General features: G+C 40.5%; 6 protein-coding genes and 1 pseudogene. 6 read left to right on the top strand and 1 reads right to left on the bottom strand.

The window, feature by feature from the left end:
• The first annotated feature begins 210 nt into the window (after window positions 1-210).
• Entirely contained in the window at window positions 211-660 is a 450-nt protein-coding gene (locus HMPREF0766_RS11170) for a protein-disulfide reductase DsbD domain-containing protein (protein WP_002997127.1), read from the top strand.
• A gap of 63 nt (window positions 661-723) precedes the next feature.
• Window positions 724-3,666 (top strand): M16 family metallopeptidase, encoded by a 2,943-nt coding sequence (locus HMPREF0766_RS11165; RefSeq protein ID WP_002997125.1) that lies wholly within the window; start codon window positions 724-726, stop codon window positions 3,664-3,666.
• A 510-nt stretch (window positions 3,667-4,176) separates the two neighbouring features.
• On the opposite strand, the gene HMPREF0766_RS11160 is transcribed toward HMPREF0766_RS11165, so the two are convergent.
• Entirely contained in the window at window positions 4,177-5,193 is a 1,017-nt protein-coding gene (locus tag HMPREF0766_RS11160; RefSeq protein ID WP_037460301.1) for a LacI family DNA-binding transcriptional regulator, read from the bottom strand.
• 80 nt (window positions 5,194-5,273) lie between these two features.
• Between HMPREF0766_RS11160 and HMPREF0766_RS11155 the strand changes: the two genes are divergently transcribed.
• From HMPREF0766_RS11155 to HMPREF0766_RS11140, 4 genes and pseudogenes are all read left to right on the top strand, one after another.
• A complete protein-coding gene (locus HMPREF0766_RS11155) occupies window positions 5,274-6,752 on the top strand; it encodes a xylulokinase (protein WP_002997118.1) in 1,479 nt (492 codons plus the stop codon).
• Window positions 6,753-6,830: 78 nt separating this feature from the next.
• Window positions 6,831-8,159, top strand: a complete 1,329-nt coding sequence (gene xylA, locus HMPREF0766_RS11150; protein ID WP_002997116.1) for a xylose isomerase — start codon at window positions 6,831-6,833, stop codon at window positions 8,157-8,159.
• Between the two features lie 35 nt (window positions 8,160-8,194).
• Window positions 8,195-9,879: pseudogene (locus HMPREF0766_RS11145) on the top strand (sodium/sugar symporter).
• An 80-nt stretch (window positions 9,880-9,959) separates the two neighbouring features.
• Complete coding sequence (locus HMPREF0766_RS11140) at window positions 9,960-12,440, top strand: glycoside hydrolase family 95 protein (protein WP_002997109.1); 2,481 nt, start codon at window positions 9,960-9,962, stop codon at window positions 12,438-12,440.
• Window positions 12,441-12,520 lie beyond the last annotated feature (80 nt).

The raw sequence follows: 12,520 nt of genomic DNA, 5'->3' as shown, positions 1-12,520 counted from the left end.
TTACTGGTATACAGCGTTTTATCTGACTTTTTTCCGTAAAATTTATTGAAAAAAACGTTATTTCAATAAATTTTACGGAAATTATATAATGCTATTGAGTATTAAGGTCTTTCATTTACTTTAGTGTTTTAATATTTGATAAAAATTATAAACTTACTTTCACGCCTGTCTGGCAACAAGTCACACCTTAACGTAAATAACAAAATCAAGATGAAACATTTATTTTTCACTCTGTTGGCTATTCTCTTTTTGGGAGGAGTAGCTGAGGCGCAGATTCTGAATCCTGTAAAATGGACTTATGCTGCAAAAAAAATCAATGACAAAGAAGCTGTGTTGTATATGAAAGCCCAGATTGATAAAGGCTGGCATATCTACTCCCAGAATATGGCCGAGGGAGGTCCTGTGAAGACTAAATTTACTTTTAAACCAGGGAAGGAATACGGTTTGATCGGAAAAACAATGGAGCCAAAGTCCATAGCAAAATTTGAAGATACCTTTAAAATGACGGTCAATTATTTTGAAAAAGAAGTTGTTTTTCAGCAAAAAATCAAGCTTAATTCAAAATCTCCGGTAGTTCAGGGTACAGTCGAATTTATGGTATGCGATGATAAGCAGTGTCTTCCTCCAGAAGAAATTGAATTTAAAATAGCGATTAAGTAACTGTTTGAATTTTAATTAAACAGTTTATAAGTAAGTTGCCGATCAATTAATATATAAGGAATCATGATAAAAACCTTAAAATCAATCACATTAGTTGTATTTGTCGCGTTGTCAGGTAATGCTGGCTTTGCTCAATCACAAAAATATCAGTGGAAAGAAAATACGGAAGGTGGATATAAATACCGCTACGTAACAAACGATCCTACACAGTCCCGTTTCTATACGTTAAAAAACGGTTTAACCGTTATGCTGAGTCCAAGTAAGAAAGTGCCTCGTATACAAACCTATGTCGTTACGAAAGCAGGCAGTAAGACCGATCCTAAAGATCATACCGGACTGGCACATTATCTGGAACACCTTCTTTTCAAAGGTACGGATAAGTACGGTTCCAGGGATTGGGCTCAGGAGAAGCCTCTGCTGGATAAGATCAGTGCATTGTATGAAAAATATAATTCTACTACTGATGAAACCCAACGTAAAGAGATCTACAAAGAGATAGATCAGGTATCAGGAGAAGCTGCAAAGTTTGCGATAGCCAATGAGTACGATAAGATGATGAGTGGTATGGGGGCTGATGGTACCAATGCATATACTTCATTCGAACAGACCGTTTATGTAGAGGATATCCCTAATAATGTGGTAGACAAATTTTTAGCTGTTCAGGGCGAACGATTCAGAAATCCTGTATTCAGACTTTTCCATACAGAGCTGGAAGCTGTCTATGAGGAGAAAAATATAGGACTAGACAATGATGGGCGCAAAACGATGGAAGCAATGTTTGAAGCCATGTTTGCAAATAATAATTACGGAAAGCAAACGGTCATTGGTACGGTAGAGCATCTGAAAAACCCTTCTTTGAAAGCTATACGCGAATATTTCGATACTTACTATGTGCCAAATAATATGGGGGTAGTCATGTCTGGTGATTTTGATCCGACAGAGATCGTCAAAAAGATAGATGCTACTTTCGGATATATGCAACCTAAAAAAGTACCTCCTTATACTTTTGCTGCGGAAAAACCAATTACACAGCCTATTGTGCGTGAAGTAAAAGGTCCCTATGCAGAATTCCTTTGGTTAGGTTTCCGGTTCCCGGGAGCAGCTACAAAAGATGCACAAATGTTAAACCTGATGGGGGATATTCTGGCAAACGGTTCTGCGGGTCTGATCGATCTGGATCTTGTCAAATCCCAGAAATTATTAGGGGCAGGAGCTTTTGTATATTCCCTGAAAGATTATTCCATGTTGATCCTTCAGGCAAATCCGGCTCAGGGTCAGTCTCTGGATGATGTAAAGCAACTGGTATTAGCGGAATTAACGAAATTAAAGAAAGGTGATTTTTCGGATGATCTGATCACGTCAATCATCAATAATGCGAAAAAAGGGCAGATCTCTCGGAATGACAGTTATAAAACAAGAGCAGATGAGTTGGTTGATGCTTTTGTGACGGGTGTAGACTGGACTTCTCAGGTGAGTTATCTGGATAATTTGTCTAAAATAACCAAAAAAGATATTGTAGACTTCGCTAACAAGTATCTGAACGACCAGAACTACGTAGCTGTTTATAAGCGTCAGGGAGTAGATGATAACGTGGTGAAAGTCGTAAAACCAGCAATCACGCCTGTTTCGGTAAACAGAGAAGATCAATCCGATTTTTTGAAAAAAGTGAGTATGATGCCGGAGAATGCTATTCAGCCTGTATGGTTGGATTACAATAAAGATGTGCAGAAAGCTAAATTGTTTGATACAGATGTGTTAGCTGTTCAGAATAAAGATAATGAGTTGTTCAGTCTTACTTATCAGTATAAAATAGGTAAATGGAATAATAAACTTCTCTCTCTTGCGGCAGGTTATTTAGAGTTTTTGGGTACCAAAGACAGAAGCAGTGAAGACTTCAGTAAGGAATTCTATAAGTTGGCTTCCAGCTTTTCGGTCTCGTCCGGGAATGAAGAGACGAATATTTCTATTTCCGGATTGAACACAAATTTTGATAAGACTGTGTCTCTGATACAGGATCTTGTTAAAAACTGTGTCGTTGATCAGGCTGCTTTTGATTCCTATATAGCAAGACTGAAAAAGTCCCGTATCAATGCTAAGGAGAATAAAGGGGTGATTATGGAAGGGCTGAAATCGTATGCGAAGTACGGAGCGAAGAATCCTTTTAACTATACATTTACGGATGCTGAGCTGGATGCTATTAAGGCAGAGGATTTAGTGCGTTTACTGCACGATTTTGCAAATATGAGGCATACTATTCTGTATTTCGGGCCAAAGACTTCAACAGCTTTAGTGGCTGAACTGAAGCCATTGAAAGTTGACCGGAGAGCTTATACTGAAGTTCAGGAAGGAACCAGATTTACAGAGTTGCCGATAGACCGTAATCAGGTATTGTTTGCTAATTTCAATATGAAACAGGCGGAAGTATTCTGGCACAGAAGTTCGGAACTGTATAACAGTGCCGTATCACCAACTGTAGCGTTGTTTAACAACTATTTTGGTGGCGGTATGGGTAGTATTGTATTCCAGACTATCCGCGAATCGAAAGCTTTGGCTTATTCCACTTACGCCTTTTACGGACAGCCGTACAAAAAAGAAAATCATTATATGGTGGGTGCTTACGTAGGTACACAAGCGGATAAATTTAATGAAGCTGTAACCGGGATGAATGAATTGCTGAATGATCTTCCGGAATCTTCCAAAGCATTGGAAATTGCGAAGGTCAGTCTGACAAAATCACTGGCAAGTGATCGTATTACAAATTCCGGTATTCTGATGAGTTACCTTTCGGCTCAGCGTCTTGGAAATACAACAGATATACGCAAAAGTATTTATGAAAAAGCTCCGTTGCTGAGCTATGCTGATCTAAAGGCATTCCATACGAAGGAAATGAGTCATAAGCCGTATGTATACTGCATAGTGGCTCAGGGAGATAATATAAAAGATAAAGATCTTCAAAAACTGGGAGAGGTTAAAAAACTAACCTTACAGGAGATTTTCGGATACTAAGACGATCTGTTAAGATTGTGGGCAACGGATGGAACGCGTTACCAATTGATGGGTAAACGGAACTTCTAATCGTGTGTCCACACGATTAGAAGTTTTATAGAATAAATAAACAGCGCCTGAACTCAGTTCAGGCGCTGTTTATTTATATATTCATTTTTAACTATTCAGGAAGTGCCGGCATCGTAACCCTTCGTTGTGTAGAGGAGCTGATAGCTTGTAGAAAAGCTATGAGTTCATCCGGTTAAAGGCAAACTGTCCGTCCTTATCTGTGAAAAAGTATTGATTAAATTCCCGTAAGAAAACAGAAACAGAAGATAAGGGTTTTTCTTTCTCATCGTATTCTTTCGCAGTGGTGCTGCATGCTAACGCCTGCAAATGTATTCTCTTATTTACATTGATTCTAAATAGCTGAGCAAAGAAAATGCGGGAGATTAGATCTTTGTTATTGTTAATTAATGTTTGTCAGTATTTTATTTTTTTTGATGTGTGTTTAAACGGATATTAGAACATTTAATTAAGCCCGGATGAGTCTCTGGTAACCAGTAGAGGCGGAAGAACAATTTTTTCGATAGTATTTTTAGCCAGTTTTTTATTGGTGATTTTTAGAAACAGATTCGCACATTCTTTACCCATATTTACAGCTTGCTGATCTATGGTCGAAAGACTCGGTGTTATAAATTCGGAGAACGTCTGATTGGCGAATCCGATGACACCTACTTCAGGAGGGGTAATATGAAGCAGGGACAATTCTTTAATAATCCCTAAAGCTGTAAAATCATCACCACCTATAATGGCATCAGGTCTTTGCTTTAATTGCATCATCTTACGTGTACCTTCCATTCCTCCTTTTATAGACATCTGATCCAGGATGATCAGCTCTTCCTTATAAGGGTGATCGTGTGCTTTCAATGCTCTTTTATAACCTTCAAAACGAGCCTTGAAAATCTGAATCGTAGAATCTGTAGAAATGTAACCTATTCTTTTATAACCTTTTTCAATAAGATGAGTTGTCGCCATATAGCCGGCTTTTTCGTCATCAATGGAGACTGAAGGCAGATCTAAGGTATCGTGTACCCTGTCAAACAGAATGACGGGCATACCTTCCTCATGAGCTTTATCCAGATGCGTGAAATCATAAGTCTCCAGAGAGGGTGAAATAATAATTCCGTCGACCTGTGCTTCCAGTAATGTGCTTATGCCACTTATTTCCGATTTGTATGATTCATTAGTCTGATATAGTAGGATATTGTATCCTTCCTTCTGAAGCGTTTGTTCCAGACTGTTGATCACCGCAGAAAAAAACTGAATCTGTGCACTGGGAATGACCACCCCTATAATATTGGTCTTTCCCGAACTTAAGGAAGAAGCCAGTTTATTGGGACGGTAATTAATCTTCTTTGCAAATTTCCAAACGGTTTCTTTGGTTTCTTTGCTTATTAATGTGCTGTTGTTCAGGGCTCTTGATACAGTAGATGTCGTAATGTTTAGCGCCTTGGCTATATCGTAAATAGTAGGTTTTTTTTCCACTTTGATTAAACTCTTTTTGTAAATATAAAAAAATATAAATACTTTTATGCAAGCGGTTGCATTAGCCAATTATAAATTATATGTTATTATTAGGAATTGATTTAGGAACCTCCTCTATAAAAGTGTCGGTAGTGTCTGCTGACACGCAGGAAATCATAGTGTCGGTCAGCTATCCGGAAGAGGAAGCTGAAATTCTGTCGCCTCAGGCAGGTTGGGCTGAACAGTCCCCTGAAGTGTGGTGGGATTATACAATTAAAGCTGTTCTCAAAGCTCATAATAGTAAAAAATATGATCCACGTGAAATCAGAGCAATTGGATTATCTTATCAGATGCATGGACTGATCGTGGTAGATAAGCAGGATAAGGTCTTGCGAAATGCTATTATATGGTGTGACAGCCGGAGTGTGGCCATAGGTGAGCGTGCCTGGGAAGATATGGGCAAAGCACAAACGCTTAGGCAACATCTCAATTCACCCGGCAATTTTACAGCATCCAAATTAGCCTGGATCAAGCAAAATGAACCTGATATTTATGATCAGATTGCAAAGATTCTCCTACCCGGAGATTTTCTGACGCTGAAGTTTACAGGAGAGATCAATACAACCGTTAGCGCTCTATCAGAAGGAATATTCTGGAATTTTGAAAAAAATGATGTTTCTTCAGCAATCCTGGATTATTTCGGATTTGACCGGTCACTTATTCCGGATATAAATCCTGTTTTCAGTCATCATGGCACTGTAAAATCTGAAATTGCAGCATTATTAAACTTGTCCGCTGATACTGTTGTTTCTTACAAGGCCGGAGATCAGCCCAACAATGCGCTTTCACTCAATGTGTTGAATGCCGGAGAGGTAGCTGCGACAGCCGGCACTTCAGGTGTTATTTATGGAGTTAGTGATGAGCTGACATTTGACCCCCAATCGAGAGTAAATACATTTGCTCACGTCAATTATCTGCCGGATGATATCAGGACAGGTATTCTGCTGTGTATAAATGGCACCGGTATACAGAATAGCTGGATCAGAAAAATGATAGGAGCAGACCTTTCTTATAATGAATTAAATGTACTGGGACAACAAGCACCGGTAGGAAGTAGGGGATTAAAAATACTTCCTTTCGGGAATGGTGCCGAACGAATGTTGAATAATAAGCTTATCCACAGCCATATCCAACAGATTGATTTTAATAAGCATGGTAAAGCAGAGATAGTAAGAGCGAGTCAGGAGGGAATAGCTTTTGCATTCCGCTACGGACTGGATATTTTACGTGAAAATGGTTTACATCCTTCTGTTATCCGGGCCGGACACACCAATCTCTTTCTGAGTCCCTTATTCTGTGATTCATTTGTGAACGTCACGGATACTCCTGTCGAACTGTTTAATAATGACGGAAGTGTGGGGGCTGCATTAGGTGCCGGAATCGGAGTGGGCTACTATAAAGAGTCGAAGGAAGCTTTTCAGCATATGAAGAAAATCAGCACGATAGAACCGACTGAGGCTGCGGTATATGAAGAATTGTATCAGGAGTGGAAAATGCTGCTAAGCAAACTGGATGTTTAGAACGTTAGCGGGACTCATTGACTATTGCTGTTATCCTTAGTTAGAATAAAAAATAATCACATTAAAATAGAAATAATAATGAACTACATCAAAGGACAAAAAGAATTTTTCGCAGGTATCGGACAGATACAATATGAGGGTTTGGATAGTGACAATCCTTTTGCGTTTCGTTGGTATGATCCTAATCGTATCGTACGTGGAAAGAGTATGGCAGAACACCTGAAGTTTGCCTGTGCGTACTGGCACTCATTTAATGGTAACGGAGCTGATCCCTTTGGCGGAGCTACACACATCTTTCCGTGGGATCAGAAAGCGGACGCTGTAGACCGGGCAAAGGATAAAATGGACGCAGCATTTGAATTTATGACCAAAATGCAGCTGCCTTATTACTGTTTTCATGACGTTGATCTGGTGGATTATACTAATAATGTCGCTGAAAATGAGAGAAGATTACAGGCTATTACAGCTTATGCGCTGGATAAGCAACAGGAAAGCGGAATCAAACTTTTATGGGGCACAGCCAACTTGTTCAGTCACGAACGTTATATGAATGGTGCTGCGACAAATCCTGACTTCCATGTTCTGTCACACGGTGCAGCACAGGTAAAGGCTGCTCTGGATGCAACAATTGCTTTGGGCGGTCAGAATTATGTATTCTGGGGCGGACGTGAAGGCTATATGTCTCTGTTGAATACAAATATGAAGCGGGAGCAGGAGCATCTGGCCAGATTTTTACATCTGGCCAAAGATTATGCCCGAAAAAATGGTTTTTCCGGTACATTCTTTATTGAACCGAAACCTTGTGAACCGACCAAACACCAGTATGATTATGATGCTGCGACTGTTATCAGTTTCTTACGTCAGTATGACTTGTTGGATGATTTTAAACTTAATCTTGAAGTTAACCATGCCACTCTTGCAGGTCATACTTTTCAACATGAGCTGCAGGTAGCTGCTGATGCCGGACTTTTAGGATCTATAGATGCGAACAGGGGAGATGAGCAAAACGGATGGGATACAGACCAGTTCCCGTACAATATCAATGAACTGACAGAGTCTATGCTGATTATTCTTGAAGCAGGCGGATTTCAGGGTGGAGGTATCAATTTTGATGCGAAAATCCGCAGAAATTCGACAGACAGAGAAGATTTGTTTTTTGCTCATATAGGCGGGATGGATCTGTTTGCAAGAGCATTGCTGATTGCAGATAAGATTTTAGAAAAATCTTCTTACCTTCAACTTCGAAAAGAGCGATATCAATCATTTGATACAGGTAAAGGTGCTGAATTTGAAAAAGGAAATTTATCTTTGGAAGATTTACGCGATTTCGCTGCAGCAAATGGAGAACCGGAAGTGAAATCAGGTAAGCAGGAGTTCCTGGAAAACCTGATTAACAGACATATCTGATATTCCGCTTTTTAAATCTAAACCATTATAAATTTATGAGCAATATATTATCAACAAAGGATTACATTGTATTCTTTATTTATTTCATCATCGTTGCATCGTACGGTCTTTGGGTTTTTTATAGAAAAAGAGCGAAAACCGTGGGTGGAGAATCCAAAGATTATTTCCTGGCGGAAGGTTCATTAACGTGGTGGGCAATAGGCGCATCGCTGATCGCTTCCAATATCTCTGCCGAGCAATTTATCGGTATGAGTGGATCCGGATTTAAGATGGGGCTGGCCATTGCGACTTACGAATGGATGGCTGCAATTACATTGATTGTGGTTGCTGTTTTCTTTATTCCGGTATATCTCAAAAATAAGATCTTTACGATGCCGCAGTTTCTGAATCAGCGCTACAACAGTACAGTAGCTATGATTATGGCTGTTTTCTGGCTTTTACTGTATGTTGTCGTAAATCTCACCTCTATTCTCTATCTGGGAGCCCTGGCGGTGAGTAGTATTTCAGGATTGAGCATTACCTTTTGTATGTATGCCATAGCTGTTTTTGCGATTATTATCACATTGGGGGGGATGAAAGTAATCGGATATACAGACGTAATACAGGTTTTTTTCCTGATCCTGGGCGGACTTGCCACGACTTATCTGGCCTTAAATCTGGTTTCTGAGCATTATGGTAACGGTCAGGGAATATTACACGGTTACCATATGATGACCGAAAAGGCTTCCGAACATTTTCACATGGTACTGAAACCTGATAATGAGAGCTACCTTGACTTACCGGGTTTATCTGTGTTGATAGGAGGGATGTGGATTGTGAATCTTAACTACTGGGGTTGTAATCAGTATATCACCCAACGTGCTTTAGGAGCAGATCTTAAAACCGCCCGTAGCGGTATTCTGTTTGCTGCTTTCCTGAAGTTGCTGATGCCGGTCATTGTCGTACTGCCTGGAATTGCAGCCTATGTGATGTGGAAAGACGGATTGTTCCAGAATGAAATGATGCAGGGTGGAGAAGTGAATCCGGACAGAGCAATCCCGTATTGCTGAATTTGCTGCCTTCCGGTCTGAAAGGACTGTCTTTTGCGGCATTGACTGCTGCTGTAGTGGCTTCACTAGCCGGCAAAGCAAATAGTATTGCCACTATCTTCTCTTTGGATGTATATAAAAAGATATTTGATAAAAATGCCTCTGAGAAAAAGCTGATCAGTGTAGGGAAAATTACAATCATTGTTTCTATGATTTTGGCGGTAATTATTGCTCCGCATTTAGGAATAGATAAAAAAGGTGGTTTTCAATATATTCAGGAGTATACGGGCTTTGTATCTCCGGGTATATTTGCAATGTTTATCCTTGGTTTTTTCTGGAAAAGGACCACATCCAATGCCGCTCTTTTTGCTACAATCGGGGGCTTCTTCTTCTCTGTCTTTTTTAAATTCCTGCCAAATTTTGCTGACCTGTCATTCTTAAGCGCATCTAATTTTGCGATATTGAACAAAGCATCCGGTGTGTATGAAATACCATTTATAGATCGTATGGGATTTGTTTTTGTGATCTGTATTATCGGAATGTATATTATCAGTAAAATTGAAAATGCAAGAGGAATTGTTCCCAAAGGGCTGGAGATCGACACAAAGATGTTCAAAGTTCATACAGGTTTCCTGGTTGGCGCACTCATTGTAATTATGGTTACAGCAGCATTGTATACCATCTACTGGTAAACACCTGAACAAAATAAAATAGAAAAGGGAACACATTGATGTTCCCTTTTTATTCTTCCATCTGTGTATAATAGAATGAAATGAAACATTACGGGTACAAAGGATTTTTACGCTCACTAACGCTTGTTTTTGTTGGATTTGCAACTTGCTTGCAGGCACAAAACAGTCTGAAGCTGCAATATGATAAACCTGCCGGAAACTGGAATGAAGCCTTGCCTATTGGCAACGGACGATTGGGAGCAATGGTTTTCGGCCAGCCTGATCAGGAACAGATTCAGCTTAATGAAGAAACAATCTGGGCCGGCGGACCGGGGAATAATGTGTCTAAAAATGCTTATGATAAGATTCAGCAGATCAGAAGACTGCTCTTCGAAGGAAAAGCTAAGGAAGCGCAAGACCTTTCCAATGCGACCTTTCCGCGACCAGCTCCGTCAGGTATTGACTACGGCATGCCGTATCAGACATTTGGTGATTTGCGGATAAGTTTCCCCGGTCATAAACAGTATACTTCTTATAGCAGGGAACTGGATATACAGGATGCAATTACACGAACACGTTACAAAGCAGGAGCTGTTACCTATACCAGAGAGGTGTTTGCATCTTTGAAAGATGATGTTGTCATCATAAAACTTAGTGCCGATACAAAGAAAAGCCTTTCCTTTTCAATAGGATTAACTAGTCCGCATGATAACACCCATATTACCGTAGAAAATAAGCAATTGACCTTAAGCGGTATCAGTGGCTCTCATGAAGGCAAGACGGGCCGGATTCAATTTTCAGGTATTGTCCGTCCTGTACTCAAAGGGGGGACATTGATTCAAAAGGATAACCAACTGGAAATAACCAATGCCGATGAAGTCATCCTGTATATTTCCATTGGAACTAACTTTAAAAAGTATAACGATATCACGAGTAATGCAGCTGCAAAGGCACTGGATATCCTGAACAAAGCCACCGCCAGAAAGTATGAAAAGGCTAAAGCAGATCATATTCAAAAGTATCAGCAGTATTTTAACAGAGTCAGTCTGTATCTGGGAGAAAGTCCGCAATCCAAAAAAATGACAGATATCCGCATCCGGGAATTTGGCGGAGCGGATGATCCGGAGTTGGTGACCTTATATTTTCAATTCGGACGTTATCTGCTGATCAGTAGTTCTCAACCCGGAAGCCAGCCCGCAACTTTGCAAGGCATATGGAATGACAAACTTTCTCCGCCATGGGACAGCAAATACACGGTCAATATTAATACAGAAATGAACTACTGGCCTGCGGAAGTCACGAATCTCAAAGAATTACATGAGCCGCTGTTTGCTATGCTCAAAGATCTGGCTGTAACAGGACAGGAAAGCGCAAAAGAACTGTATCATGCCCGTGGATGGAATATCCATCATAATACAGATCTGTGGCGTATTTCAGGTGTTGTAGATGGTGGTTTCTACGGTATATGGCCAATGGGAGGAGCCTGGTTAAGTCAACACCTCTGGCAGCATTTTCTATATTCGGGAGACAGATCTTTCCTAAAGGAGTATTATCATGTACTGAAAGGAAAAGCTTTATTCTATCTTGATGTTCTGCAGGAAGAGCCAACACATAAATGGCTGGTTGTCGCTCCTTCCATGTCTCCGGAAAACTCTTATCAGCCTGGAGTAGGTGTCAGCGCAGGTACTACTATGGATAATCAACTGGTGTTTGATGTTTTTCACAATTTTATTCAGGCTTCAGAAATATTGAAGGAAGATGCCGATCTGCGTGATTCTGTACAGGTGGCATTACACCGGCTTCCTCCTATGCAGATCGGTCAGCACAATCAGTTACAGGAATGGCTGCAGGATCTGGATAAGCCTACAGATAAGCACAGACATATTTCTCATCTGTACGGATTGTTTCCTTCCGGGCAGATATCTCCTTTCCGGAATCCGGAATTGCTGGAAGCAGCCAAAAATTCAATGATCTACAGAGGGGATAAATCTACGGGGTGGTCTATGGGCTGGAAAGTCAACTGGTGGGCGAGATTGCTGGATGGCGATCAGGCCTATAAGCTGATAAAAGATCAGCTGAGTCCGGCTCCTTTGGAAGAAAGCGGACAATCCGGAGGGACCTATCCAAACCTGCTGGATGCTCATCCGCCTTTTCAGATTGATGGAAACTTTGGCTGTACTTCGGGTATTGCTGAGATGCTGCTGCAGTCTTATGACGGTAATATTTACCTTCTTCCGGCTTTACCCCGTGCGCTTGCAAACGGTAAGGTGACAGGACTGAAGGCCAGAGGAGGATTTGAAGTAGATATGGAATGGAAGGATAATAAAGTTAAAAAGTTAGTTGTCCGCTCAACTTTAGGAGGCAACTGCCGCCTGAGATTGAATAGTAATACGCATCTCTCAGGAAATGCTGAACTGAATCCTTCAAAAGGTGAAAACAGCAACCCTTTCTATCTGGTCAATGCAATCAAAGCGCCTTTGAAATCTGAGAAAGCAACTCTTAAGGGATTGGAGGTACCTTCTACTACGCTTCTGGATTTTGATACCAAAGCCAATGGAATATATACGTTTGTAGCGCAATAACCGTAAGATTTAAAAAAATACTTCAGTATAATAACCCCTGATCCGGCTAATCCTGCCCGGATCAGGGGTTTCTGTTTATT

The sequence above is a fragment of the Sphingobacterium spiritivorum ATCC 33861 genome (assembly GCF_000143765.1).
GTDB lineage: Bacteria > Bacteroidota > Bacteroidia > Sphingobacteriales > Sphingobacteriaceae > Sphingobacterium > Sphingobacterium spiritivorum.
Note: the sequence above shows the minus strand (reverse complement) of the source record. Positions and strands in the feature narration are given on the sequence as shown.

Coding starts and splice junctions, on each gene's coding strand:
- HMPREF0766_RS11155 (WP_002997118.1), top strand. CDS start 5,274: ATGTTATTATTAGGAATTGATTTAGGAACCTCCTCTATAAAAGTGTCG.
- HMPREF0766_RS11165 (WP_002997125.1), top strand. CDS start 724: ATGATAAAAACCTTAAAATCAATCACATTAGTTGTATTTGTCGCGTTG.
- xylA (WP_002997116.1), top strand. CDS start 6,831: ATGAACTACATCAAAGGACAAAAAGAATTTTTCGCAGGTATCGGACAG.
- HMPREF0766_RS11170 (WP_002997127.1), top strand. CDS start 211: ATGAAACATTTATTTTTCACTCTGTTGGCTATTCTCTTTTTGGGAGGA.
- HMPREF0766_RS11140 (WP_002997109.1), top strand. CDS start 9,960: ATGAAACATTACGGGTACAAAGGATTTTTACGCTCACTAACGCTTGTT.